Annotated in this window: 20 protein-coding genes; 8 read left to right on the forward strand and 12 right to left on the reverse strand. The window is 61.1% G+C overall.

The genetic code is table 11. The annotated features are described in order from the left end of the window. Nucleotides 1–211: 211 nt before the first annotated feature. The 8 genes from J3361_RS10840 to J3361_RS10875 all read right to left on the reverse strand — a co-directional run bounded on the left by J3361_RS10840 (nt 212) and on the right by J3361_RS10875 (nt 13386). On the reverse strand, nt 212–2065 hold the full coding sequence (locus tag J3361_RS10840) for a polyurethanase (protein ID WP_207964494.1): 1854 nt from the start codon (nt 2063–2065) through the stop codon (nt 212–214). Between the two features lie 118 nt (nt 2066–2183). After that, nucleotides 2184–5204 carry an autotransporter serine protease gene (locus J3361_RS10845; protein ID WP_243458836.1) on the reverse strand — a complete coding sequence of 1007 codons (3021 nt, stop codon included), beginning with the start codon at nt 5202–5204 and terminating at the stop codon, nt 2184–2186. 302 nt (nt 5205–5506) lie between these two features. Further along, nucleotides 5507–6856 carry a TolC family outer membrane protein gene (locus J3361_RS10850; protein ID WP_207964498.1) on the reverse strand — a complete coding sequence of 450 codons (1350 nt, stop codon included), beginning with the start codon at nt 6854–6856 and terminating at the stop codon, nt 5507–5509. A 14-nt stretch (nt 6857–6870) separates the two neighbouring features. Next, on the reverse strand, nt 6871–8205 hold the full coding sequence (locus J3361_RS10855; protein WP_207964500.1) for an HlyD family type I secretion periplasmic adaptor subunit: 1335 nt from the start codon (nt 8203–8205) through the stop codon (nt 6871–6873). Then, nucleotides 8202–9986, reverse strand: a complete 1785-nt coding sequence (locus J3361_RS10860) for a type I secretion system permease/ATPase (RefSeq protein WP_207964502.1) — start codon at nt 9984–9986, stop codon at nt 8202–8204. Before J3361_RS10860 ends, J3361_RS10855 begins: the two co-directional genes overlap by 4 nt. 141 nt (nt 9987–10127) lie before the next feature. Next, the gene (locus J3361_RS10865; protein ID WP_207964504.1) at nt 10128–10550 is read right to left on the reverse strand and encodes an AprI/Inh family metalloprotease inhibitor; all 423 of its coding nucleotides are present in this window, start codon (nt 10548–10550) and stop codon (nt 10128–10130) included. Between the two features lie 142 nt (nt 10551–10692). Further along, entirely contained in the window at nt 10693–12147 is a 1455-nt protein-coding gene (locus tag J3361_RS10870) for a serralysin family metalloprotease (RefSeq protein WP_207964506.1), read from the reverse strand. Between the two features lie 342 nt (nt 12148–12489). Then, complete coding sequence (locus J3361_RS10875; protein ID WP_207964508.1) at nt 12490–13386, reverse strand: LysR family transcriptional regulator; 897 nt, start codon at nt 13384–13386, stop codon at nt 12490–12492. A gap of 132 nt (nt 13387–13518) precedes the next feature. Here J3361_RS10875 and J3361_RS10880 point away from each other — a divergent pair, with 132 nt between their 5' ends. The 3 genes from J3361_RS10880 to J3361_RS10890 all read left to right on the forward strand — a co-directional run bounded on the left by J3361_RS10880 (nt 13519) and on the right by J3361_RS10890 (nt 17491). Next, on the forward strand, nt 13519–14982 hold the full coding sequence (locus J3361_RS10880) for an MFS transporter (RefSeq protein WP_207964510.1): 1464 nt from the start codon (nt 13519–13521) through the stop codon (nt 14980–14982). A 193-nt stretch (nt 14983–15175) separates the two neighbouring features. Then, the gene (locus J3361_RS10885) at nt 15176–15454 is read left to right on the forward strand and encodes a DUF1652 domain-containing protein (RefSeq protein ID WP_003201764.1); all 279 of its coding nucleotides are present in this window, start codon (nt 15176–15178) and stop codon (nt 15452–15454) included. Between the two features lie 673 nt (nt 15455–16127). Next, a protein-coding gene (locus J3361_RS10890) for an IS3 family transposase (RefSeq protein ID WP_207964512.1) occupies nt 16128–17491 on the forward strand; the annotation gives its coding sequence in 2 pieces (ribosomal slippage) (nt 16128–16593 and nt 16593–17491; 1365 coding nt in all). A 103-nt stretch (nt 17492–17594) separates the two neighbouring features. Here the strand turns inward: J3361_RS10890 and J3361_RS10895 are convergent. The 3 genes from J3361_RS10895 to J3361_RS10905 form a co-directional block, all read right to left on the reverse strand. Further along, nucleotides 17595–18485, reverse strand: coding sequence for a pseudouridine synthase (locus tag J3361_RS10895; protein ID WP_207964514.1), 891 nt, complete (start codon nt 18483–18485; stop codon nt 17595–17597). Between the two features lie 72 nt (nt 18486–18557). Further along, on the reverse strand, nt 18558–18878 hold the full coding sequence (locus J3361_RS10900; RefSeq protein ID WP_207964516.1) for a transcriptional regulator: 321 nt from the start codon (nt 18876–18878) through the stop codon (nt 18558–18560). A gap of 92 nt (nt 18879–18970) precedes the next feature. Beyond that, nucleotides 18971–19207, reverse strand: a complete 237-nt coding sequence (locus tag J3361_RS10905) for a glutaredoxin family protein (protein WP_186705335.1) — start codon at nt 19205–19207, stop codon at nt 18971–18973. A 189-nt stretch (nt 19208–19396) separates the two neighbouring features. Between J3361_RS10905 and J3361_RS10910 the strand changes: the two genes are divergently transcribed. Continuing rightward, nucleotides 19397–21109, forward strand: coding sequence for a monovalent cation:proton antiporter-2 (CPA2) family protein (locus J3361_RS10910; RefSeq protein ID WP_207964518.1), 1713 nt, complete (start codon nt 19397–19399; stop codon nt 21107–21109). 8 nt (nt 21110–21117) lie between these two features. Here J3361_RS10910 and J3361_RS10915 read toward each other — a convergent pair whose 3' ends face one another. Continuing rightward, nucleotides 21118–22326, reverse strand: coding sequence for an ammonium transporter (locus tag J3361_RS10915; RefSeq protein ID WP_207964520.1), 1209 nt, complete (start codon nt 22324–22326; stop codon nt 21118–21120). A 328-nt stretch (nt 22327–22654) separates the two neighbouring features. Here J3361_RS10915 and J3361_RS10920 point away from each other — a divergent pair, with 328 nt between their 5' ends. The 4 genes from J3361_RS10920 to J3361_RS10935 all read left to right on the forward strand — a co-directional run bounded on the left by J3361_RS10920 (nt 22655) and on the right by J3361_RS10935 (nt 25225). Further along, complete coding sequence (locus J3361_RS10920) at nt 22655–22969, forward strand: YqjD family protein (RefSeq protein WP_092166820.1); 315 nt, start codon at nt 22655–22657, stop codon at nt 22967–22969. Between the two features lie 2 nt (nt 22970–22971). Then, nucleotides 22972–23361, forward strand: a complete 390-nt coding sequence (locus J3361_RS10925; protein ID WP_060738527.1) for a phage holin family protein — start codon at nt 22972–22974, stop codon at nt 23359–23361. Beyond that, nucleotides 23358–23693, forward strand: a complete 336-nt coding sequence (locus J3361_RS10930; RefSeq protein ID WP_053120523.1) for a hypothetical protein — start codon at nt 23358–23360, stop codon at nt 23691–23693. The genes J3361_RS10925 and J3361_RS10930 overlap by 4 nt, the downstream gene beginning before the upstream one ends. 203 nt (nt 23694–23896) lie before the next feature. Next, nucleotides 23897–25225 carry a deoxyguanosinetriphosphate triphosphohydrolase gene (locus J3361_RS10935; protein ID WP_053183171.1) on the forward strand — a complete coding sequence of 443 codons (1329 nt, stop codon included), beginning with the start codon at nt 23897–23899 and terminating at the stop codon, nt 25223–25225. Nucleotides 25226–25569 lie beyond the last annotated feature (344 nt).

Here is a 25569-nt window from a genome sequence, read left to right on the forward strand (position 1 = left end):
GACGAGCTGGTGGTGAACACAAATCCTGCATACACCCATAATCCACTGTGGGAGCGGGCTTGCTCGCGAAGGGGCCTGTACATCCGACATCAATGCAAGCTGACCCACCGCTTTCGCGAGCAAGCCCGCTCCCACAGGTCTGGTGGTGAACACGAATTCTGCATTTACCCCGCCCCCCACTGTGGGAGCGAGCCTGCTCGCGATAGCGGTATCAGGCGAACACGATCCCGTCGCCGCCAACCTGATCGAGACCAACCCCCACCAAGGTCACGGAACTGTCGCCGACCTTGAGCAGCGTGTCATTGCCCACTTGTGACAGGTACTCGCTGTAGGCATGACCTGTCCCGGCGCCCGGTACACCGAGAAACACCAGTTTGTCCCCCGCCTCATACCCCGTGATCCGGTCATGGCCGAACGAGCCGTTGAACAGGAAGGTGTCACTACCACCACCCGATTGCATCTGGTCATTGCCCGCGCCGCCGACGAAAGTGTCGTGGCCCGCACCGCCCAGCAGCACGTCGTTGCCGTCCTGGCCGAACAGCCAGTCACCCTTAGCACCCGCCACCAGGGTGTCGTTGGCCGCACCGCCCTTTATCGATGAGGCATACGCCGTCAGGTTGGCGCCCGCCACCAAGCCGTTGGCGGTGACGCTGTGGCTCACCTCATCCTTGAGCAGCCCCCAGAACAATCCGGACTCTTTACTGACCAAGGTGCCGACGTCGCGAGTGACGCTGATCGCGCCATGGGCATCGCGCAGGTACAGCGTCCCGGCGCCGTCATGGGCGAAACTGAAATCCTTCACCGACTGCTGCAGTTGCAGACTGTTGCTGCCCTGCCCGCCCTCGATCACGTTGTAGCCACCGCCATCACGAAAGGTGTCGTTGCCGGCGCGACCTTCCAGGTAGTCGTTGCCCTGGCCGCCCTGGATCAGGTCATGGCTGTCACTGCCGATAATGAACGTGCTGCCGGTGTGGGTTTCAGCGTTGCGGTTGAGGTCCTGGACCCAGGTATTGGCCCGCGCGGGGTCGGAAAGGTTGGCGACAATGACGGTGGAGTCTTTTTCGGTGAGGTCGTAGAACGCCGAGCCCATGATCCGCCCCATGCCATCGCTGTAGCCGCTGGGCAGGTGGGAAATCCAGGTGGGAATGTTGAGGATGGAAAACGGCAACACGTTCCAAGCCGCCGACGCGTAGTGATCATTGAAACTGACGATGTTGTTGGTGGCGGATTCCTGTTGCCCATCGTGCACACCCACCGACGCAAGGTTGAACGTCGAGCCATCCAGAGCGCGGAACACCGGATCGTTCTCGTAGCCGATGTTCAAGACCTTATCGGTACTGCTCTGGGTCGGCGAGGCGTAGGCGATGTAGTTCGCATCGGCGTAGAAGCCCGACCATTGGTTAGCGCTCAAGTCCGCCAGGCTGTTGACTGCCAGCCCACCCAGGCTGTGGCCGCTGACCAGCACGTCCGCGCCCGTCAGGCCATGGGCCTGGGCAAACTTCGCAACGTCCGCCAGCAGGCTGCCAAAGGCTTCGCCAGCGTAGTTTTTTGCGTAGTCCTTGGGGCCCAGCGCGGCCAGCAGGTCGTTGATCACGTCGCCAATGGAATCGCCAATCAGGTTTTCCCGAGGGCCGCTGGTGCCACGAAACGACACGCCGATTTCCTGCAACTGCCCCGTTGCGTCGTACTTGCCAAGGATCTCGACCTGCGCGGTGGTGTAGCCGGCCTTTTCGCCAAAGAACGTCCCGCGAGCATCCACCTTGCCGGCGTAACCCAGTTGCGCGGCGCTGATGGGTGTCCAACCGGCTTTCTGAACGGCTTCCAGGGCGAGTTTTTCCGAATCGGGATTCCACGGTATGCCGGGAATCACTCCTTGGGAATCCGTGCCCCCCAACAGCGCGGTGACCAGGGTCGCCGGCAGGCCGGCACCGAAGCCGTTGTGCTGGTACCCGGCGGCAAAGCCGTGGTCGAGGTTGTGGTAGGAATACAGCATGATCGCCATTGCGTCGCTGACCAGTGCCTTGGATTCGGTGGTACCGAGGTTCTTGTAGTCGTAGATACCCATGGTGGTTGCTCTCTTTTTGTTGTTGGAATGCTAAAACCATCTGATGGAGGATCATTGTGGCGAGGGACCTGTTCAGCCCCTCCTTCTGCAGAAGTGCCTGTTCAACGCCTTCTCTTGGTCAGAACTGCCAATCCAGGGTCAAGCCCACGCCATGGGTTTTATCCCGGGCGCCGAGCAGGCCGTTGTAGTCCAGGTTGACCCGCACATCCTTGGCGACCGCGAGCCCGGCACGGGCGCCGATCACCGCGGCGTTGCGGTCCATGGACACGCTCTGCACCGCGAAGGTGTTGCTGCTGCCGGCGAAGGCCAAATCCTGTTCGGACGAGGTGCTGCTCAGGTTGTGCTGCCAACCGAGGGAACCGGACAGTTGCAGTTGCTGTTGATCCGACAGCGCCAGGGTGTGGCTGGCCCGCACGCCCAGGGTCGAGAGCACGGCATCGCGACGATCATCGCCACCGTGCAGGGCCGCGTTGTCGCCTTTCTCGTGGAAGCTGTCGCTGTCCAGGTGCACATAGGCCAGGTTGGCGAACGGTTCCAGGGCCACCGGTTGCACATCGAGGCGGTACGCCGCTTCAGTGAAGAGTTGGGTGGTCCGCGCATCACGCTTGGCTTTCTCCCGGCCACTGACGTCGCCCCATTGCAGGTCGCGCTTGACGTCGATGCGGTGCCAGCTGTGGGCGCCGCCGACGGTCAGGCGCAGCGCGTCGATCTCATGCCCCAGATAGACACCCAGGTGATAGCTGTCGGCCTTGGCCGAGGAATGGGTGCCGTCGCCCATGCTCAACGAACTGTCGCTGTAGCCGGTGACGAAACCCAGTCGCGTCTGCTCGCTGATCAGGCCGTCGACACCGGCCAGCAATCCGCCGATGGAGCTGGTCGTACTGGCGTGATCATTTCCACCGTCGTTCTTGCCCCAAGCGCCCAGCACCTTGAACCAGGCATTGCTGCTGGCATCGGTCGGCGTACCGGCGTCATAGAGCACGTCCTGGCGCAGGCGGTCACCCACGGCGTCACGCAAATGGCGGCTGTCGTTGATCAACAGCGTGCCGATGGCCGGGTGGATTTCGCCGGACAACTGCTGGAATGCCTGTTGTGCCACGGCGGCGCTGGGGGCCAGCAGCAAGGCCTCGTACAGCCCGTTGCCCGCGCCGAGTTGCTCGGCGGCAGTGGCCACGGAGCGCTGGTTGGGCGTCAGGCCGAGGCTGGCAAATGACGCGTCGTTACGCTCGACAGCCAGTTGAATGCCGCTGGCGCTGTACGCCAGGTCGCCCCCCAGGAACGCGTAGTTGGGCAGCACTTCGGCAAAACGCCCATCAATGCCACCGGCAGCTTGCAGGATGTTGAACTGTCTACCCAGCAGGCTTTTCACTTCTCCGGCGGTGAGCAGCGTCGGGCTGTTTTCCAGGGACAGCGACACCGTCGCCCCGTCAATGGAGGCCGTGCCGCCGGCTACGATCAGGTCGCTGGAACTGGGCGAGACTTCCACCGCGTAGTTCGAACCGGGCTGGAACGTCACGTCGCCAGCCACTTGCAAGGTGCCGATGGAGTTACCCGGCGCCACGCTGCCGCCGCGGCTGGCGGTCAGGCTGGCGATGCGGCCGTTGCCGCCGAGGATGCCGCCGTCGTTGACCGTCACGGCCGATGCCAGCGAACCATTGATCGCCAGTCGTCCTTGATTGACCAGGGTCGGCCCGCTGTAGGTGTTCTCGCCGGTGAGCACCAGGGTGCCGATGCCTTCCTTGGTCAGCCCGCCGTGACCAGCGATGTCGTTGCGCCAGACGTCCAGGCCGCATTGGATGCCGCTGCACACCCGCTCCGTGGACTTGCCGGCATCGATGATCGCGCCGATGCCCGGCAGGTCCGCCACGAACTGACCGGAGCCGTAGGCGCCATCGATGCGAAATTCCTCGGGAATGTCCTGTTCGGTCACCAGCATCGATGGACCATCGATGGCCTTGCCCAGGTTGATCATGCCCCAGCCATACAACGCATCGACGCCCGGCGCGCCCATGTCGGTGGCGGTGGTGCGCAACACGCTGGCGACCTGGGCGCCGGTCATGTAGGGAAAACGCTCCATCAACACCGCCACGCTGCCGGCGACATGGGGCGCGGCCATGGAGGTGCCGCTCTTGTTGGCGTAGCCCACGGTCAGGTCGTCGGCACCGGTGCCGCCGATCACGGCGCTATAGACCCGGGTGCCCGGCGCCGACACGCAGAAACTGGCGGTGTAGCCGCAGCGCGACGAGAACGTACTGATGGTGTACGGGTCGGGGCTGGCGGTGTCCGGGTTGACTTGCAGCGCCGCCACGGTGAGCCAGTTCGCCGCGATCTCCGGGACGAAATACGCCAGGCCCGCGATGGCATCGGGGTTATTGAGGTTGTAGTCGTTGCCGGCGGCAAAAATCGTCACGATCCCACTGCGAGCCGCGGCAATCGCCCCTTCGTAGGCACCGCCGGGCTTGGTGCCCAGCAACGGCTGGATCTGATCGAATTGCAGTTGTGCATCTTGCACGGTGAAGTGCGGGAACGCCGGATCGCGACCGCCCTGGTCGAAGCGGTCAGTGATGCCGATGCCCCAACTGTTGTTGATGATCCGTGCGCCGCTGGCGATCAACGCGTCCCACCCCGCCTTGTACACCGCGCCATCGTTGCCACGGATAATGCCGTCCTCTGGCCCCGGGTCGCCATTGTCGGCGCTGATGATCTGCGCATCGAACGCCACGCCGTGCATCGGGCTGCCATCGCGGCTGCCAGCGGCGATCCCACCGACGTGGGTGCCATGGGAACCCAGCTTGCCGTCCGAGCCAACAGTGGGTGAGCCATCGTAGCGGAACGGATCGCCGGCCTTCACCGGGATGTAGGGGTCGGTGTATTCGCGGATGCCGCTGGTGACCAAGGTCACGACTTTGCCAGTGCCGGAAAACTCCGGGTGCGCCGCGTAGACCGGCTGGTCGAAGATCCCCAGCTTGACGCCCTTGCCGGTGTACCCGGCGGCGTAGGCCTGCTGCGCGTTGATCGCACCCAGCCCCCATTCGGCGTTGAATTCGCTGCTGCGCCAACTGCCTGGGTCACCCGCCCTGCCGTCCTCGACATAAGGCGCCGCCTGGGCCGTGCCCAAGGTCGCCAGGGCGCAGAGCATGGCGCGGTTGAGGGTCTTGAGCAGGAACACGCGACCTGTCGGTCTGGGTTGTTGTTTGTTTTCGATTTTCATCACGAACCATCCTTAGTTGTTGCAAAAATCCTGTGGTGTTCCTGGCTTTGTGGCTTGCCATGGCTTTGTGGCTTGCCCAGCTTCTGTGGCTTACCCAGCTTTTGTGGCCTACCCAGCTTCTGTGGCGAGGGAGCTTGCTCCCGCTGGGTTGCGCAGCAGCCCCAAAATGCCTGCGAGCGCTTCGCACTCGAGCGGGAGCAAGCTCCCTCGCCACAAAGGCATTCTCGCTGTCATTGAGCGCCCGACCGGGACACAAACGCCTCATCCACCTTCGCCAAATCCTGCGCACCGAGGGTGCCGGCGTAGTAATGCAGCTTGGTCCAGGCCATGAGGTAGTCGTAGCGGGCCTGGGCCAGGTCGCGGCGGGTGGTGTAGAGCTGCTGCTCGGCGTTGAGCGCGTCGAGGTTGACCCGCTCGCCGCCAAGAATGCTTTGCCGGGTCGAGACCACCAGCGCTTCGGCGGAACTCAGGGCCTTCTGGTACGCCCGCAGTTTGTTCACCCCCGACACGCAAGCGCTGAACTGCCGGCGCAGCTCGATCAGCGTCTCGCGGGTCTTGGCCTCCAGCTCGTATTCAGCGTGTTCCATGTTGCGGCTGGCCTGGCGGGTCGACGCCGAGACCCCGCCGCCGGCATACAGCGGCACGCTGACTTCCAGGCCGATGGTGTTGGTGTCGTAGCGCTGGTTGTAGGTGTTGCCGCTTTCCGATTCGTTCTGGCGCATCGTCGCGTAGGCATTGACCTTGGGCAGGTGCCCGGCACGGTTGCGTTCCACCTCGAAGCGCGCGACGTCCACCGCCTGGCGCTGGGACGCCAGGCTGGGGTTATTGCTCACCGCCAGCTCATGCCAGGTGTCGAAACTGGCCGGTTGCAAGGCAAAGACCTGGAAGGTGTCGTGCAAGGGCGCCAGGTCGCCGATGTCCAAGGCCGGGACGCCAATCAACGAGCCGAGCTCACGCAAGGCGGCATCCTGCTCATCCCGGGCCTCGATTTCCTCGGCGATTGCCAGTTCATAGCGCGCCTGCGCCTCAAGGATGTCGGTGCGGGTGCCTTCGCCCTGGCGAAACAGCTGTTCGTTCTGCTGGAACTGGTGCTCGAACGCCTTTTTCTTGGCCTGGGCGATGTCGATCTGGTCCTGGGCGAACAAGGCCTGGGTGTACTGGCTCAGTACCCGCACCAACAGCGCCTGGCTCTTTTCCCGAAAGCTTTCATCGGCGAACAGCGCCTGGGCCACGCCCTTTCGGTAGGCGGCGTACGCCTCATAATCCAGCAAGGGTTGTTGCAGCGTCAGGCTGGAGCCGTAGCTGCTGTAGTTGCGATCGTCGTGCTGACTGGCACCACGGTCATTGAGGTACGTGACCTTGGATTGGTTGCGGCCCTTGTTGTAGCTGTAGCCCAAGTGCGGCAACAGCCCGGCACGGCCAATGGCGCGGTTCTCCAGGCCCGCATCGCGCTCCTTGATCGCACCCAGGTAGACCGGGTCATTGCGCAAGGCCTGCTCATAGAACTCGAACGGCCCCATGGCCCAGGCGCTGTTGCCCACGGAAAAGGCAAGCAAGGCCATCCAATAAAAACGCTTCATACCGCCGGACATCCTTATTCTTCGGTCAACGCAGAGCCGGCTCGGTCGAGCAGCGGTTTGAACAGGTAGTTGAGCAACGAGCGCTCGCCGGTGCGCACGAACATCTCAGCCGGCATGCCGGGCTTGATTACCAGGCCGTTGAGCTTGTCCATGGCCACGGCGCTGACGCTGCTGCGCAGCACGTAATACGGCGCGCCGGTTTTTTCATCGAGCATCTGGTCTGCGGAAATCAGGCTGACTTCCCCCGGCACTCGCGGCGTGCGGTTCTGGTTGAAGGCGGTAAACAGGATGTCCACCGGTAAATGCGGGCCGACCTTGTCGATCAGGTGCACCGGCAGGTGCCCTTCCACCTCCAGCCGCGTGCCCTGGGGCACGATTTCCAACAAAGTGTCGCCCTGGCGCACCACCGCGCCTTCGGTGTGCACCCCCAGGTTCACGGCGATGCCATTGGCGGTGGCGAGGATTTCGCTGTGTTGCAACTCGAACCCGGCGGACTTCAGTTGCTGTTGCAGGGTTTCGCTCTTGAGTTGGGCGTCAGCCAACTGGCTGCGCACTTCTTTCTGGTATTCCTCGTTGTGCTGCTGCAGCTTCAGCCGCGACTCGACGATCCCCTGCTCCACCCGCCCGCTTTCGCCGCTGTTCTGCGCCAGTTCCTGCTGCACTTGCGACAACTGGCGCTGATAGTCCAGCAGGCGGTTGCGCGGGATGTAGCCGTTGTCGGCCAAGGGTTGCAGGTTGCCCAGTTGCAGGCGCAGGGATTCGGCCTGGGCAGTCAGGTCGCTGCGGGCCCGGCGCATGCCCGCCAGTTGCGCCGTGGCGCCCTCGATGCTGGCGCGCAACGCCGCCTGTTCCCGGGCGAACGCTTCACGGCGACTGCTGAATAGTTGCCGCTGGCCTTCGAGCACCAGGGCCAGGCGTGGATCGGGATCGCGGCTCAGTTCGGTCGGGAAACTCACCTGCAACAGGTTGTCCCGCTCGCTTTGCCAGCGCGCCAGGCTGGCCCAGGTCATCCGGTACTGCGCCTGCAGCGATTGCACGTCGGCGGCGGCCTGGGTCTGGTCCAGGCGGAACAACGGCTGCCCTTGCTTCACCGCCTCGCCTTCGCGCACCAGGATCCGGCTGACCACTCCGCTGCTCATCGATTGCACGGCCTTGCGCTTGCCTGAAACCACCACGGTGCCTTGTACAGGAATCCCTTGGTCCAACGGCGCCAGGCTGGCCCAGGTGAAAAAACTGCCCGCGCCCACGAGCGCCAGTGCCCAGCCCATGCGGGTGAAGAAACGAGCATCGCGCTCCGGGCGTTCGACGTCCTGGGAATGTTCGAGATTCATCTCGCGATCCTTGCTCATGCGCCGCTCGGTTTGCTGGCGGCTGGGTACTGGCGACTCATGCTCAGTCCGTTGGGCGCCTGGGGGGCACCGGTTTGTGGATTGCGTTGTGGCTCCGGCTGGCCGGACAGTGCCCGCAGCACTTGCTGGCTCGGGCCGAAGGCTTGTAGCCGGCCGTCATCGAGCACCAGCAACTTGTCGGCCTGGGCCAGAGCCGAGGAGCGATGGGTAACCAGCACGACGCTGATGCCTTGGGCCTTCATCTGCGCAATGGCACCGGCGAGCGCGGCCTCGCCAACTGTGTCGAGGTTGGAATTGGGCTCGTCGAGCACCACCAGGCTCGGCCGGTCGTACATCGCCCGGGCCAGGGCGACCCGTTGCTTCTGCCCGCCGGACAAACCACCGCCGTCCTCCCCCAGCACCGTGTCGTAGCCCTGGGGCAGGCGCAGGATCAGTTCATGGACCCCGGCCTGTTGCGCGGCAGCGACGACTTTCTGCGGATCGGCCTGGCGAAACCGGGCGATGTTCTCGGCGATGCTGCCGCTGAACAGCTCGATGTCCTGGGGCAGATAGCCGATGTGCGGGCCGAGTTGCTCGCGATTCCAGCGATGAATGTCAGCCCCGTCGAGGCGTACCGTCCCCGTGAACGTCGGCCACACGCCGACCAAGACCCGAGCCAGGGTCGACTTGCCGGAACCGGACGCCCCCAGCACACCGAGCACCTCCCCGGCGGCCAGGCTGAAGCTGACCTGCTGCAACGTCGCGTTGCGTTGTCCTGGCGGTCCTGCGCTCACTTGTTCGAAGCTCACCTGGCCCTTGGGCGCTGGCAGCGTCATGCCGTCATCCTGGGGCGCAAACGCCTGCAACAGCGCATCGAGACGGCGATAAGCCAGCTTGGCGCCGCTCCACTGCTTCCACACGGCAATCAATTGGTCGATGGGGCTCAACACCCGCCCCATCAGGATCGAGCCGGCAATCATCATCCCGGCGGTCATGTCCCCCTTGATCACCAGCAGCGCGCCCAGGCCCAGCACCAAGGATTGCAGGCACAGGCGCAGGGTCTTGCTCAGCGAACTGATCACCGCACCGGTGTCGCTGGCCTGGTTTTGCAGGCCGAGAAAGCGCGAATGCACGGCAAACCAGCGGCTGCGCAGCGCGCCGAGCATACCCATGGCCTGGATCGTCTCGGCGTTGTGCAAATGGCTGGTGGCCAATTGGCTGGACTGTTGCGAGTAGACGCTGGCCTGCCCCAAGGCTTTTTTGGTCATGGCCTCGTTCAGGCACGCCAAGCCGATCAACAACAGCGTGCCGACGGAAGCAAACACGCCGAGCCACACGTTGAACAGATAGATCACCAGCAGATACACGGGAAACCACGGCGCATCGAAGAAAGCGAACAGCGCCGGCCCAGTGAGGAATTGGCGAATGTGCGTGAGGTCGCCCAGGGATTGCCCAGCATTACCTTCACCCTGGCGCAGATTGCGCTCGAACGCGGCCCGGTACACCTGGAGGTTGAAGCGCCGTTCCAACTGGCTGCCGATGCGGATAACCACGAAGCTGCGGACCATTTCCAGCAGCCCGATGAACACGAAGAAGCCCACCACCATCAGCGACAACATCACCAAGGTGGTTTCGTTCTGTGATGACAGGCCGCGGTCATACACTTGCAGCATATAAATCGAAGGCGCGAGCATCAGCACGTTAATCAGCGCGGTAAAACAACCGACACTGATCAGGATATTCTTATAATCGCCCAGCGCTTTAACCAGCGGCACTGCGGCAGCGCTCCTTGCCCTGTTCATGATCTTCCCTGCTGTTGGCTTCGCCAGCGAACCGGCCGTTAGTTCAACTTACCAATTTTTGATTGTTGATACGGTGCACACCGACATGCACACCTGTTCGAACAAGCGTGCTTCGATAATTGCCGCAATTATGCAAACTCGTTAATGGGCATTCTGGGACTTATTCCGTTCAAGCCTAAGTATCAAACCGGACTTCAAGGTGACTAAGTAATGATGTTCCCCCCGCAGCCCCAGGTGAGTCCTGGAGTCTTGCTGGCCGATCAAGGAAAGACCGTCGGGTTCGGTGAACCAACGAACCGGCTCATCCCCCAACCATTGGCCCAGGCAATCGGTTTGCCCACCGAGGGTCTGGTCTGCCTTGAGTTCGACCAAGCAGGTGTTGGACGGTTTGTCCTGTATTGCCTGGCTTTGCGTGGTGTCTTGCGGGCTCGACAGAATCGCCTGCCACTGACCGGCCAACTGCGAGGGTTCTGCTAACAACAGGCTGCGCGCCATGGCGACTTCTCCACAAAACATCATCAGCGTAGCGAGCAACCCGACGGTTGCCTGAACGCTACTGGGCATGAATTCTCGATGCATATCCTTGATCCTGACCAGAGTCCCCGTAGGAGCTGCCGAGCGAAGCGAGGCTGCGATCTTTCCCTTACCACTTGAGTCCCAAGCAAAAAGATCGCAGCCTTCGGCAGCTCCTACAGGAGGGTCGGCATTACGCCACGATATCCGAGGCCGCCGCCTGGCCAACGGTGCTGACCAGGAAGTCAGCCACGCCGTGCCCGGAGAAGTCCACCGACAATAGGCTGTTGCCACCCGATGTCGACAGCACCGCATCCCCCGCCGCACCGGTGAAGGCGCTGACGAAATGCAGGCCCGCGCCCTTGGTGATACCGGTCAGGTCGATCTTGTCCAGGCCACTGACGAAATCGAGGATCTGGTCGGTTGCCCCCGGCCGCGAATCGGAACTGGCAGCGAACACGAAGGTGTCCGAACCCGAGCCGCCCCAGAGCTTGTCCGCACCACCGGCGCCCCAAAGGATATCGTTGCCGGCACCGCCCTTGAGGTCGTTGGCCACCGCGTTGCCGATCAACAAGTCACTGCCCGAGCCACCGATCGCGTTCTCGATGGTTGCCCCCTGGGCGATGGACACGTTGCCGACCATGCCGCCAACATCGGAGAACGAGGCGTCATTGAGATTGATTTTCTGATTTTGGGTAAAGCCAGAGAAATCCAGGGTGTCACGGCCGCCCGCATCCCATACTGAAAACACGACTTTGTCCGAAGATGATGAGGCGCTAAGGAAATCGCGACCGGTGTTTGAATTGAAACCGTAGGTCGAATCGCCGGTACGGGTCGTGGTGTTGGCACCGTAGAGTTTCTGGATAGCCGCGATGTCATCCATCAGCGGACCCGAGGCGTAGGCTTCGACGCCGCCCTTGCTGAAGTTCTGGTCGGTATTGCTTTCGCTCCAGTAGCTCATGAGGCTGTAGCCACGGGTGTCCTGGCCATAGGTGGCGTCATCGTAGGTCGGGCTGCCTTCGCCGGCATTGTAGTCACCCGGATGGGCGAGGCCGAGGGTGTGACCGATTTCGTGGGTCAGGGTCTGGCGGCCGTAGTTGTTCAGGTCCGGGTTCTTGTTCTGGGTGTAGCTGCTGTTGATCAGGTACCAGGATGTCCCGTCATAACCGGCGCCAGTCCCCGGCAGATAAGCGAACGCCGCGGCGCCATCCTGGCCGCCGCTGTAGTTACCGAAGGTCATGTGACCGTCGCCACCGCTGGCCTTTTCGGTGAAGGTGACATTGGCCACGTCCGCCCAGGATTGCATGGCCAGGGCGGCCTGGCCCTTCTGCTGGGAGCTGAACTGGCTGAAGCCACTGATCCCATGCTTGTTCATGGTGCTGGACGAGGCTGACGTCAGGAAGGTGTAGGTCAGCTCGATCTTGCCGCTGCCGTCCCGGTCCTGGTAAGCCGCGCCGTCGCGCAGCAACTGGGTGGCCGCCTCGTCGACGGAGTACGACGGTTTGCCGTTGACGGTCAGGTTACCGCCACGGTCGTATTGATGACTGAAACTATTGATCTGGTTGAACGCATTACTGGGAGCGGCCAGTTGCGGCGCCCAGAGCAGTTGTTCGGCAGAATCGATAGCGCTGTTTTTGACTTTCGACATAAACACACTTCCTTGTTTGCAAATGGAACAGTTTTAGTCAGACAGACGATCTCTGGCGAGATCGTCCTATTCACTCGCCCAATGAGGACGTAAGAAACCTGACACAATTGGAAATCAAACGTCTAGCAATTTTTTTCGTTCGATTTCACGCCCTGCCCCTTAACGCCCCTAAACAATAGACTTCGGCCTCGCTAGTGTCCGCGTGCAACTGCCGAAACTGCGGATTGTCGGACAAAACTATATTTAAATATTAAATACCAATAACTACTCATTTGCGGAGTACGTCGCACTTTTGCCAACTAAGTGCCAGCGAAATGCTATTAATGAATATCTACTAACGCGTTAGGGTTTACTTGCGCACACTTCCCGCAAACAGCCTCGAAGCCAGCGATGCACGGGGTCGGCGTCCATCCGTGGATGCCAGAGCATGGCAATCGTGAACCCCGGCACCGGAAATGGCAGCGCAAAACTGTGCAGGCCAACGCGTAGGCTGGTGGTGTAGCGCTCAGGCACGCTGGCGATCAAGTCGCTGGACCGGGCCAGCCCCAGCGCCGAGGAAAAACCTGGCACGCTGGTGACGATTTCCCGGGACAGGCCCAACGCTGCCAGGGCCTGGTCGATGAGACCGTGATCCAAGCCGCGCATCGAAACCCCGATATGCCCGCTCGCAGCATAACCGGCAGCGCTCACCGCCGCCTGGCTCAGCGGGTGTCCGGCACGCGTCACCCCGATCAAGCGGTCGCTGAACAGCGCCTGGGTCCGCAGTTCCGGACTGGTGTCCTTGTCCACTACGGCCGTTTCCAGGTCCACGGTGCCTTCGCGAAGCGCCGTGCTGTCTCGGTCGGTCTTTTCCACGAAACGCAGCCGCACGCTGGGCGCTTGTTCGTGAATGCGGGCGATCAGGTCGATGGCGAAGTTTTCCACGAAGCCCTCACGGGTGCGCAGCGTGAAAGTCCGGTTCAAGCGCCCAAGGTCCGGGATCGTCACTGGGCGCAGCGCCGCCTGGGCCTGCTGGACCAAGAGGCTGACCTGTTCACGCAACTCCAGCGCCCGGGGTGTCGGCACCAGCCCTCGCCCGGCCCGTACCAACAGCGGATCGCCAGTGGTTTCTCGCAACCGCGCCAGTGCCCGGCTCATGGCCGACGGGCTGAGCCGCAGCCGCCGGGCGGCCCGGGCCACGCTGCCTTCGCAGAGCAGTGCATCGAGGGTGACAAGCAGATTGAGGTCAGGCGAAGACATGGCGCTAATCTCGAATTGAATAGAGGGCGTTTTGTGCAGCTATAACCTGCAAACGCTGCGTCTTCCGCCATGTTATGCCCAGCGGTAACGTTGTGACAGCGCCGTATTGAGCGCGCGGAGACAGGTGACACGATGAAACCCATCAACACGCAACCAAACCAGCCGGCAACCGCACCCGCGAGCCAGTCCTTTTCACCTCGCTGGGCCTTGGCGAGCCTTGCGCTCTCGACGCTGCTGGCCTCCCTCGGCGCCAGCGTGGCCGCGGTGGCGTTACCGACACTGGCCCAGGCCCTCGATGCCTCTTTCCAGCAGGTCCAATGGGTGGTGCTCGTCTATCTGCTCGCCATGACCACGCTGATCGTCAGCGTCGGCCGCCTGGGCGACCTGATGGGCCGGCGCACGCTGCTCTTGGTCGGCATCGCTTTGTTCACCTTGGCCTCAGTACTTTGCGGCCTGGCGCCTTCGCTTTGGCTGCTGATTGCAGGCCGGGCGCTGCAAGGCCTGGGGGCCGCCATCATGATGACGCTGACCTTGGCCCTGGTTGGCGAAACGGTCGCCCCGGAAAAAACCGGCAGTGCCATGGGCCTGCTGGCCACGCTGTCGGCGGTGGGCACGGCCCTGGGTCCTTCCTTCGGCGGTCTGCTGATCGGCGGGTTCGGCTGGCAGGCCTTGTTTCTGGTCAACCTCCCCCTCGGCCTGTTGACCTTAGGGCTGGCGTGGTACGCGCTGCCGGTGCGGCAGGTGCCGCCAAAGGCCGGAACGGCCGGCTTCGACATCACCGGCACCGTGTTGTTGGCGTTGACGCTCGGCGCCTATGCCTTGGCCATGACTTCCGGGCGCGGGACCTTTGGCGAGTCGAATATTGCGCTGCTGCTGGTCGCGCTCGTGGGCGGCGGATTGTTCATTCGGGCCCAATCCCGGGCCGTGTCGCCGCTGATTCCGTTGACTTTATTTCGCGACAGGTCATTGGTCCCGGGTCTGACGACGAGCGCCCTGGTCGCGACCATCATGATGGCAACGCTGCTGGTCGGGCCTTTTTACCTGTCCATCGCCCTGGGGCTGCCGGCGGCCCTCGTCGGGCTCGTGCTGGCGGCTGGGCCATGCGTCGCGGCGCTGGCCGGGGTGCCTGCCGGACGCCTGGCTGATCGGTTCGGCGTGCAGCCCATGCGGCTCACCGGGCTGGCGACCATGGTCCTCGGCTGTCTGCTGCTGTCACTTGTCCCCCCTGCGCTCGGCATCGCCGGCTATCTCCCGGCCATCGTGGTAACAACCCTGGGCTACGCGTTTTTCCAGACGGCCAACAACACGGCGGTCATGGCCGATGTGCCGGCCCAAAGGCGGGGCGTCGTCGCGGGGCTGCTTAACCTGTCGCGCAACCTGGGTTTCTTCACCGGAGCCTCCGTACTCGGCGCGGTGTTTGCGGCCGCAGCGGCGACGAATGACATCACTCACGCCAGCCGCGAGGCGGTGACGAACGGTCTGCACACGACCTTCGCCGTTGCCCTGGGAATGGCGATCCTGGCCCTGATCATCGCCCTGAAATACCGCGTGCCAGAGCGGTCGGGCGAGCCCGAGGAGACTCCCGATCAAGCGTGATGGCATTCTGAACATCACCGTTTAAGTCGTGATCCAGATCAAAAAAAGTGAACCAATCGCAAAACGGACTGAAAAAATCCACATGAGCTTCATTTTCAGGTGCTATTTTTAGTTCTCACTGGTAGAGCCAAGATGGCTCTTCCTTCCTGACATGAGCAAAAGGAAGCGCTCGATTGAAGAAGGCGGGCAACACATGAATAAAGGATCTTTCAGCAAGGTTACGTTCCCCAACGCTTGCCAGTTGATGCGCTGGCACTTCCATCCCATGGGATTCGAAGCGAGCATGGATGCGCCTGGCAGTATGGTTGCCCGGTTGTTCGATCGTGCCAGCGGCGAGACCATGATCGCCATTGCAGGAATCCCCTGTGCGACGGTAATGAATGCGCCGGATGTGGAACGAATAATCGAGGCGGTTGAGGCCGAGCTGGAAGCTTTTGTGCCACCGGTTGGGCTGCGGCGGTTTGCTTCCTGATCGAATTGGTTCCTTTGCTAGATAAGCGGCGCCTCCCTTTTTGGGAAGGCGCCGTTTTTTCGAGGTACATAACCGTTGCTGCGGTAACGGCGGCTTAGGGTTCCGCTTTACAGCGGGTCACTATTGCGAGGCGGCCTGAGAGCCGACTTGGCTCTTCAGTTCGTACACCCATCAGATCTGTGGGAGCAAAGTTTGCTCGCGATTGCGGTTTCACAGTCGATGAGGATGTTGGATGGGCCGACCTCTTCGCGAGCAGGCTCGCTCCCACAGGTGATCTGGGTATTCATGAGTTTTGTGTTCACCGCCCGGCCCTTTGTGGGAGCGAGCCTGCTCGCGATTGCGGTTGTTCAGCCACAGAGAGGCTGGATGTGCCCCGCTTTTGCTTTGCTTTGCTTTGGATCTTGATCTGGGCGCCCCGTTAAACCACGCTGGCCGAACGCAGGCATTGCGCAGTGGGCATCCCGGCATGGATGCCGGGATAGCCGCGCTGGGCCATGGATGGCCCTTCGCGGCGGCCCACGGAGCAATGCCGGAGTGAGGGCACACCGAGCCTAGGCGAGGTGCCGAGTGGTGGGGCAAAGCGCTTTTGGTTACTTTTGGCGCTCTTCCAAAAGTGACCCGCTGTTGAACTGCCCCCCGAATGTTGGACACCTGCCCCTCGGGAGGGTGTTCCATGACGAAATACAACCTAGCACTCAAGCAATCACTGATTGAAGAGTGTCTGTCTGCCAGTAGCGTTCATGAGGTGGCCCTCAAGCATGGCTTGAGTCCATCGCTGCTGCGGCGCTGGGTCAAGGGTTTTGAAAAGCACGGCGCCTCTGGCTTGATTGCCAAGTACAGCCATTACGATGCCCCGTTTAAATTGAAGGTTTTGCAGTGCATCGAACAAAACGGACTGTCGGACCAACAGGCCTGTATACGGTTTGATATCCGTGGTCCAAGCAGTATCAGGCAGTGGCGAAAGCTGTACGATGAAGGCGGTGTAGAAGCACTACAACCGCATCGTCTTAAAGAGTCCAGCATGCCCCGCAAACCTTCCAGGCAACCCAAAGCAAATCCTGCTCTTCCTGCGGATGCAGAGCTGAGCTCTGAACAAATGCTCGCAGAACTGGCCTATCTGCGCGCGGAGAATGCCTATCTAAAAAAGCTCGATGCCTTAATCCAAGCGGATCCCCGTACTGCGCAGCCAAAAAAACGCAGGCCGTCCAAGGATTGAGGCATGAGTATCCACTTGCTCTGTTGCTACGTGCTGCGGGACTTGCACGCAGCACCTTCTATTACCAAAGCAAAACACTGCTAACCGACAAGCATGCCGACCTTAAAGATCGCATCCGCAGCGTCTATCACGGGCATAAGGGGCGTTACGGCTACCGCCGTATCACCGCAACCCTTGGAAACAGTGGTGAGTTGATCAATCACAAGAAGGTGTATCGGCTGATGCAGATGATGGGCCTCAAGTCGCTGGTCAAAGTGAAGAAGTATCGCTCTTACCGAGGTGCTGAAGGGCTTGTTGCGCCTGATCTACTAAAGCGCGAATTTAAGGCAGAAGCCCCTAACCAGAAATGGGCAACCGACGTGACGGAGTTCAAGGTAAAGGGGCAAAAGCTGTTTCTCTCGCCTCTCATGGATTTGTACAACGGCGAGATCCTGGCTTACCAGATCAACCGACGTCCCGAATTCAGGATGGTTTCGATGATGCTGGAAAAAGCCTTCGGGCGACTGAGTCGAGATGAAAAACCAATACTGCACTCTGACCAGGGTTGGCAGTACAGGCAGCCTACCTACCGACACATGCTGGCCGAAAAGAGCATCGAGCAGAGCATGTCGCGCAAGGGTAATTGCTTGGACAATGCCGCCATGGAAAGCTTTTTCGGCACGCTCAAGAGCGAGTTTTTCTATCTGGAATCATTTGAGAGTGTGGAGCAACTGGCATCAGGCATAGAGGATTACATCGCCTACTACAACCAAGACCGCATAAGCCTCAGACTGAATGGCTTGAGTCCGGTACAATTTCGGACCCAGGCATTAAATCAATAGCGTCCCCTGTCCAACTTTCGGGGGGCAGTTCATGTAAGAGCGGAACCCTAAGTAGCCGTTACCGAAGAAACGGATATACACACCATTCCCCCTGAACAAAAAACTACCACTGCAACGAAATACCACTCTCGAACACCCGTTCCAAGCCAGTAACCGGATCAACAAAACGCAACCCTTGAGCCAGCAGCTTCAAAGGATTCGAGTAATCATCCTCAACATCCCGAAGCACATCCGGATAAAACGGATCGTTGCAGATCCCCGCCCCAAGGGCATTCATGTGAACCCGCAACTGATGCTTCTTACCCGTAACCGGATACAAGCCATAGCGCCACAGCTCACCATTCCTTTCCAATACTTCAATGGCCGTTTCGGTATTGGGCTCGCCCGCCCCCTCTTGCATCCGGAAGAACGGTTCGCCATCGATCATCCGGCTTTTATGCACCCGGGGAAAGGTCAACCCAGGCAATGCACGGGCAATGGCCTGGTAGCGTTTCTCGATCTGCCGCGTCGGAAATAGCGACTGATACGCCGAACGGGTGTCCGGATTGGCCGAAAACAACACCAGCCCGGCCGTATGCCGATCGATGCGGTGCAGGGGCACCAGATGCGGATTGTCCAGCCGTCGGATCAACCGTCGCAACAAGGTTTGCTCGACATATTCGCCCGCCGGCGTGACAGGCAGAAAATGCGGTTTGTCTGCCACCACCAGATGCTCGTCGGCGTACAGGATCGACTCCACCACCGGGATCGGTTTCTCGTCGGGTACTTCACGGAAGTAGTGGATGCGCAGGCCTTCGCGGTAGGGCAAGTCAACAGGGATGGCCTTGCCCTCCCCGTCCAACACCCGGCCCCGGGCAATCCGGTCCAACCATTGCTCTCGACTGATGGCACCGAAATGCTCGCATAGACACTCCAGCACCGTCGGCCAGGAACCGGGCGGCAGGTACAACGTACTGGCCTGATGATGAGCAGCGGAAAACGATGAACCGGACATTGATAACTCTTGGGCATTTTTACAGGACCGCATTATCTGACAGTCGCACGGGCCAGCCCAGCAATGATTGCTTTACGCCGTGGCTGACGTCGGTTTTGCCGCCGCTTCGGTGAACTCTTTCAACCAGCGCAGTACGTCCACCGCCTCCCAGCGACCTGGATCGTAAAGCGCGTACAGCAAGCCCTGGTAACCCACCACATCCAACTGCTTGTGGTAGCCGGCACGCTGGAACAATGCTTCGATCTCGGCGAAACAGGTATTGAAATGCAGTTTATTGAAGGGTGTCTTGCCTTCCGTTACCAAGCCATCCAGGCGCAACTCCAGGACCGCCTCACGCACAACGTCCGCGGACATCCTGTTTACGCTGCTTTTCAGTTGTTCGACATTGACCAAGGGGGAGCACTCCAGATAGCTGTATGCGCATACAGTAACCGAAGGACGCCGCTTCCGCCAACCACAGTGTCAGGAACTGACGAACGAGCCGTTCAACGGAGGAATGTCACGATCTGTTCGGTATCGAAGGGCCAGTCCAGCTCGGCACCGGTATCCAGCCTGCGCAGCACCGGAATACGCAGCCCGTAATCCTCCACCCAGTCTTCACGTTCTGAAATGTCCACCAGTTCCACCAACAATCCATGTTCGACCAAAGGCATCAATTCAGCTTCGGCGACTTCGCAAAGATGGCACCCCAGGGTACCGAACAATTGGCATTCAGGAGGCATGGCGGGTAGACCCAAAAAAGATAGACGGTCATTCTAGGCCCGCCTCGGAAAACCGTCGAGTCGCTGGCTCGCTTCAGGGTGTTTCGGTAAAACGCTGATGCAAATCACTGAACGCAAATGCTTTTCCAGCGACGCTTGTCGCGTTTTCCCTTCTACGCTGTGCGTTGTAGCCTTGAATGGAGTTCCCCCTTGTTTGCCAACCTGCTGATCATCCTCGCCTCGTCCCTGGTGGTCATCGCCCTGTTCAGGCGGCTGCGCCTGCCCGCCGTATTGGGTTATCTCTGCGTCGGGTTGGCGGTAGGGCCTACCGCGCTGGACTGGGTCAACGACAGCGAAGAATTGCCAGACCTGGCCGAGCTTGGGGTGGTATTCCTGTTGTTCTCGTTGGGCCTGGAGTTTTCCCTGTCGAAAATGTTCGAACTGCGCCGGGTCGTGTTCGGCCTCGGCAGCCTGCAGGTGCTGTGCACGGGAGCGCTGCTGGCGGGCTTACTGGCTGTGTGCGGCGCGCCAGCAATTGCCGCGTTGCTGCTCGGCGCCGGGCTGGCCTTGTCCTCCACCGCCATTGTCAGCAAGGAATTGACCAGCCTGGGTGAGATCTTCAGCAGCCACGGCCAGAACGCCATCGGCGTGTTGTTGTTCCAGGATGTTGTCGCGGTGCTGCTGTTGACCCTGGTGCCGGTCTTCGCCGGCAGCAGCGAGCACCCGTGGTATTGGGCGCTGCCCCTGACCCTGGGCAAGACCCTGGTGTTGTTTGGCGGCCTACTGCTGGCCAGCCGGCTGCTGTTGCCCCGGCTGTTCCATGAGGTGGCGGCGTCCCGGTCCGCGGAACTGTTCGTTCTGTTGGCCCTGGTGATCGTGCTGCTGACGGCATGGCTGACCCACCTGCTCGGTTTGTCACCGGCCTTGGGCGCTTTCCTGGCAGGCATGCTGTTGGGGGAAAGCCACTACCGGCATCAGATCGAGGCCGATATACGCCCGTTCCGTGACATCCTGCTGGGGCTGTTTTTTGTCAGCATCGGCATGCTGATCGACCTGCAGTTGTTCCTCGATGACGGCCTGTTGATCCTGGGACTGACCCTCGGCTTGATGCTCATCAAGGGCTGCGTGGTCGCCGTCCTGGTGAAATGGCGCGGCAGCGACGGTGAAACCGCCTGGCGTAGCGGCCTGGCCCTGGCCCAGGGCGGGGAGTTCTGTTTTGCCTTGATGGCACTGATGCAACAGAACCAGCTCATGCCTGCCGACATCAGCGGCCTGTTGCTGGCCGCGACATTCTGCTCGATGCTGCTGACCCCGTTGTTATTGCGCGCGGCGCCACACATCGCCGCACGCCTGCATCGCAAACCCAACGAAGAAGCACAACTGGACCAGATCAGCGCACTCAATGCCGGGTTGTCGAATCATGTGGTGATTTGCGGCTACGGGCGTGTCGGCCAGTCCATCGGACGCTTCCTGCGTCGCGAAGGCCAGGCGTTCGTCGCCCTGGATGACGACCCGGTGATCATCCAGGAAGCCACCGTCGGAGAGCACTGCGTACATTATGGCGATTCACGACGAGGTGACCTGCTCACCGCCGTTGGCTTGAGCCGCGCCCGGCTGCTGGTGATCGCGGTGGATAAGACCGACATCGCCATCACCGTGCTCAAGGCGGCCCGACAGATCAACCAACAGGTGCCGATCCTGGTGCGCACCCGTGACGACAGCCAACTGGCCGAGTTGCAGGCGGCCGGGGCCAGCGAAGTGGTCCCGGAGCTGTTGGAGTCGAGCCTGATGCTGGCCTCCCACGCCCTGATCATGCTCGGCCTGCCTGAACAGCAGGTCCGGCATCATGTGGATCAGGTCCGTCACGACCGCTATCGCCTGCTCCACGGCTTTTATCCCGGCAACCAGGACAAGGAGCCCTAGTGCGACGATCAGTCCTGGCTGACCGCACCGATCTTGTGAATCGACAGGTCGGCGCCGTAATACTCTTCTTCCTGGGTCAGGCGCAGTCCCAGCACGGCCTTGATCGTGCCATAGACCGCGAAGCCGCCGGCCAGGGCGACGACAACACCCAGCACCGTGCCGATCAACTGGCTGATGAGACTGACCCCACCCAGGCCGCCCAAGGCACTCTGGCCAAAGACACCGCAGGCAATACCGCCCCAGACCCCGCACAGCCCATGCAATGGCCAGACACCGAGCACGTCGTCGATCTTCCATTTGCCCTGGGCCGCCGTGAAGCACCAGACAAACAAGGCACCGGCAATGGCACCGGTAACCAGCGCACCCACCGGGTGCATCAGGTCGGAACCGGCGCAGACTGCCACCAACCCGGCCAGCGGGCCGTTGTGCAGGAAACCTGGGTCATTGCGCCCGACAATCAATGCCGCCACGGTACCGCCCACCATCGCCATCAACGAATTGATCGCTACCAGCCCGCTCACCCCAGGCAAAGTCTGGGCACTCATCACGTTGAAGCCGAACCAGCCGACAATCAGGATCCACGAGCCCAGGGCCAGGAATGGAATGCTCGAAGGCGCGAACGCCACCAGGCGCCCCTCCCGGTAGCGGCCATTACGCGGGCCGAGCAAGAGCACGGCGGCCAGCGCCAACCAGCCACCCATGGCATGCACCACCACGGAACCGGCAAAGTCATGGAAACTGGCGCCGAACCGGGCTTGCAGCCAGGCCTGCAGGCCGAAATTGCCGTTCCAGACCAAACCTTCGAAAAACGGATAGACAAACGCCACGATCAGCACCGTGGCGCACAGCTGCGGGGCGAACCGCGCGCGCTCGGCAATACCGCCGGAAATGATGGCCGGGATCGCCGCAGCAAAGGTCAACAGGAAGAAGAACTTAACCAGGCTGTAGCCATGATCGGTGCTGAGCACCGCTGCCGGTTGCAGGAAGCTCACGCCGTAGGAAATCCAATAGCCGACAAAGAAATAAGCCAGGGTCGAGACCGCAAAATCGCTGAGGATTTTCGACAGCGCATTGACCTGGTTCTTTTGCCGGACCGTTCCCACTTCAAGGAACGCGAAGCCGGCATGCATGGCCAGGACCATGACGGCGCCGAGCAGGATGAACAGCGTGTTGGAGCTGTGGATCAGACTGTCCACGGCACTTTGCATATTTTCCATGGTGTTGGCAGACCTGAAAAAGTTGAAAAAAGCACCAAGCCGGTTCGCTCACCTCACAAACGCACCAAGTTGAAACGGACCAACGACCAAATGGAGGTCGACGAACCGCTTTGGTGCACCAGAACGGGCAAACGAAGCCCCGCTTCGCGGGTTTCGATTATTTGAGTTAAGGTTTTACGGGCTTGCGCCCAGCTTCAGCGCACTGGCGCAGGCTGATGCACCAGTACATGGCGGGAGCCTGAGCAAAAGTTGTACCAGCCACTTGCACTGAACCTTCCGGCAAGGCTCATACTCGAACGCTTCAGACGTCACTTACGGAGATTCACCCATGGCCAGAACCCAGGCAAAGACTGCTCAAGAAATCCTGATGGAAGACTTCCAGACGCTGGTCAGCGACACGGAGCGCTTGCTCGATCACACCGCGACGCTGGCAGGCGATCAAGCCGATGCACTGCGCAGCCAGATCCACGAAACCCTCCTGCGCGCCCGTGAAACACTCAAGCTGACCGAAGATTCCATGCGCGAACGCGGCCAGGCTGCGGTAGTCGCCACCGAGGAGTACGTACAGGCCAACCCTTGGCAATCGGTGGGCATCGCCGCGGGCGTTGGTTTTCTGATTGGTCTGTTGGCAACACGGCGCTGATCATGGGTATCGACGAATCCGGCTCGTCCGAAGCGGGCACACAACCTACAGCGCGCCGCCTGGGCGCGGCGTTTCTCGGCTTGCTGCACAGCCACGTCGAATTGTTCGGCATGGAATTGCAGGAACAGAAGGCTCGCACCGTCAGCCTCCTGCTGTTCGCCGGCCTTGCGCTGGTATTCGGCTTGCTGCTGTTGGTCGGGCTTTCCGCGCTGGTGCTGATCCTGGTGTGGGACACCTATCGCCTGTCGGGCATCATCGGCCTGTGCCTGTTTTACCTGCTGGCGGCCCTGTTTTGCGGCCTGCGGCTCAAGGCGGCGATCTACGACGAGTCCTCTCCTTTCAACGCCACCCTCGAAGAACTGGCCAATGACCGGGAGCGCCTGCTGCCATGAGCCTGCCTGATATCCCCCAAGCCCGGACGCGACAGGAAATGCGCAAGGCACTGGTGCGCCTGCGCATGGAAATGCATCGCCAGGAAATCCGGCAAGAGACGCGCCAGTTGTTGCAGCCCTTGCATCGAGTACGGGGCTTGACGCAAAGCTGGCACGAAGGCTTCGGCATCAAGCATGCGCCACTGTGGGGCGTGGCGGCGGTGTCCCTGCTGGGCTTTCTCACTGGCAAACGGACCCGCCGTGGTGGCGGCGGTGGTGTAACAGGCTTGATCCGCCTGGCAACCACATTGCTGCCGCTGATCAAGCTGGCCAAGACCCTGCGCAAACCCTGAAAAACCTACACCTGTGGCGAGGGAGCTTGCTCCCGCTTGAGTGCGAAGCACTCACAAAATTTGGCCTGCTTCGCAGTCCAGCGGGAGCAAGCTCCCTCGCCACAAAGGGTATGTATCCAGCCTGCGCAGGCCTATAGGCCTTGCAGGCCGCCCCACGAACCGGGAAGCTAGGGCATCGACCTCATCGAACGGAGCAACCGGCCTTGGATTGGCATACCCTGCTGACTCGCGAACGCCTCGGAAAACCGCTGCACAGCCCGCAAGAGCTGGGCCGCAGCCCCTTCCACAAGGACCACGACCGCATCATCTTTTCCGGAGCCTTCCGCCGCCTCGGGCGCAAGACGCAAGTGCATCCGGTGTCCAGCAACGACCACATCCACACGCGCCTGACTCATTCCCTGGAAGTCAGTTGCGTCGGGCGTTCCCTGGGCATGCGTGTAGGCGAAACCATCCGCAACGCCCTGCCCGACTGGTGCGAGCCCAGCGACCTGGGCATGGTGGTGCAATCGGCCTGCCTGGCCCACGACATCGGCAACCCGCCGTTCGGTCATTCCGGAGAGGACGCGATTCGCTATTGGTTCCAGCAGGCCGCCGGGCGTGGCTGGCTCGATGCTATGAGCGAAGCCGAGCGCAACGACTTTCTCAACTTCGAAGGCAACGCCCAAGGCTTCCGCGTCCTTACCCAACTTGAATACCATCAGTTCGACGGCGGGACCCGGCTGACCTATGCCACCCTCGGCACCTACCTGAAATACCCCTGGACCGCCCGCCACGCCGATTCCCTGGGCTACAAGAAACACAAGTTCGGTTGCTACCAGAGCGAACTGCCACTGTTGGAGCAGATCGCCCACAAGCTCGGTTTGCCACAAATCGAGGATCAACGCTGGGCACGGCATCCCTTGGTGTACCTGATGGAAGCCGCCGATGACATCTGCTACGCGCTGATCGACCTGGAAGACGGCGTGGAGATGGACCTCCTGGAGTACCCCCAGGTGGAATCGCTGCTCCTGGACCTGGTGGGCGACGATCTTCCGGACACCTACCGGCAACTTGGACCGCTGGATTCGCGACGGCGCAAGCTGGCGATCCTGCGGGGCAAGGCCATCGAACACCTGACCAATGCCGCCGCCCGGGCGTTTGTCGAGCAGCAGGAAGCGTTGCTGGCCGGCACCCTGCCAGGGGATCTGGTGGAGCATATGCACGGCCCGGCAAAACGTTGCGTGTTGAATGCCAAGGACATGGCGCGCCGGAAAATCTTCCAGGACAAGCGCAAGACCCTGCATGAGATCGGCGCCTACACCACGTTGGAAATCCTGCTCAACGGCTTTTGTGGCGCCGCCCTCGAACAGCACGGCGGACGCACGCCTTCGTTCAAGAATCGCCGCATCCTCGACCTGCTGGGGAACAATGCGCCGGATCCCAACGGCCCTTTGCATGGTGCGTTCCTGCGCATGATCGATTTCATCGCCGGGATGACCGACAGCTATGCCAGCGAAATGGCCCAGGAGATGACGGGCCGTACGCGTCAATAAAAGGCGCGGGATTTCCACCCTGTGCTGTGCCTTGGTCCACAACTGTGTGTGCGGGCTTGCTCGCGAAAACGGCGGATCAGGCTGTAGCGATGTTGAATGAGCCTACGTCTTCGCGAGCAGGCCCTTTCCCTCAATGGCTCATCGCGCGAGTGCCCCTAAGGTGGGGACATGAAACTTATCAGCGACATTGAACAACCCCACATCCATTTTGCTTGCATAAACATCCTACTGAAAAGAAATATCCTTTCACAAACAGCCTTTAATTCTTCGCCCTGTTTCATCTGCCTACTAAAAAACCGATTACATCGTAATACCTTGCCTCTTTTTTTGTAGGAAACTTCTGA

Source organism: Pseudomonas sp. OA65 (assembly GCF_017498305.1).
Taxonomy (GTDB): domain Bacteria; phylum Pseudomonadota; class Gammaproteobacteria; order Pseudomonadales; family Pseudomonadaceae; genus Aquipseudomonas; species Aquipseudomonas zanjanensis.

What these genes read in the sequence shown, in the direction of transcription:
- J3361_RS10840 (WP_207964494.1), bottom strand. Translation starts at nt 2,065, where the DNA reads ATGGGTATCTACGACTACAAGAACCTCGGTACCACCGAATCCAAGGCA.
- J3361_RS10845 (WP_243458836.1), bottom strand. Translation starts at nt 5,204, where the DNA reads ATGCTCTGCGCCCTGGCGACCTTGGGCACGGCCCAGGCGGCGCCTTAT.
- J3361_RS10850 (WP_207964498.1), bottom strand. Translation starts at nt 6,856, where the DNA reads ATGAAGCGTTTTTATTGGATGGCCTTGCTTGCCTTTTCCGTGGGCAAC.
- J3361_RS10855 (WP_207964500.1), bottom strand. Translation starts at nt 8,205, where the DNA reads ATGAGCAAGGATCGCGAGATGAATCTCGAACATTCCCAGGACGTCGAA.
- J3361_RS10860 (WP_207964502.1), bottom strand. Translation starts at nt 9,986, where the DNA reads ATGAACAGGGCAAGGAGCGCTGCCGCAGTGCCGCTGGTTAAAGCGCTG.
- J3361_RS10865 (WP_207964504.1), bottom strand. Translation starts at nt 10,550, where the DNA reads ATGCCCAGTAGCGTTCAGGCAACCGTCGGGTTGCTCGCTACGCTGATG.
- J3361_RS10870 (WP_207964506.1), bottom strand. Translation starts at nt 12,147, where the DNA reads ATGTCGAAAGTCAAAAACAGCGCTATCGATTCTGCCGAACAACTGCTC.
- J3361_RS10875 (WP_207964508.1), bottom strand. Translation starts at nt 13,386, where the DNA reads ATGTCTTCGCCTGACCTCAATCTGCTTGTCACCCTCGATGCACTGCTC.
- J3361_RS10880 (WP_207964510.1), top strand. Translation starts at nt 13,519, where the DNA reads ATGAAACCCATCAACACGCAACCAAACCAGCCGGCAACCGCACCCGCG.
- J3361_RS10885 (WP_003201764.1), top strand. Translation starts at nt 15,176, where the DNA reads ATGAATAAAGGATCTTTCAGCAAGGTTACGTTCCCCAACGCTTGCCAG.
- J3361_RS10895 (WP_207964514.1), bottom strand. Translation starts at nt 18,485, where the DNA reads ATGTCCGGTTCATCGTTTTCCGCTGCTCATCATCAGGCCAGTACGTTG.
- J3361_RS10905 (WP_186705335.1), bottom strand. Translation starts at nt 19,207, where the DNA reads ATGCCTCCTGAATGCCAATTGTTCGGTACCCTGGGGTGCCATCTTTGC.
- J3361_RS10915 (WP_207964520.1), bottom strand. Translation starts at nt 22,326, where the DNA reads ATGGAAAATATGCAAAGTGCCGTGGACAGTCTGATCCACAGCTCCAAC.
- J3361_RS10920 (WP_092166820.1), top strand. Translation starts at nt 22,655, where the DNA reads ATGGCCAGAACCCAGGCAAAGACTGCTCAAGAAATCCTGATGGAAGAC.
- J3361_RS10925 (WP_060738527.1), top strand. Translation starts at nt 22,972, where the DNA reads ATGGGTATCGACGAATCCGGCTCGTCCGAAGCGGGCACACAACCTACA.
- J3361_RS10930 (WP_053120523.1), top strand. Translation starts at nt 23,358, where the DNA reads ATGAGCCTGCCTGATATCCCCCAAGCCCGGACGCGACAGGAAATGCGC.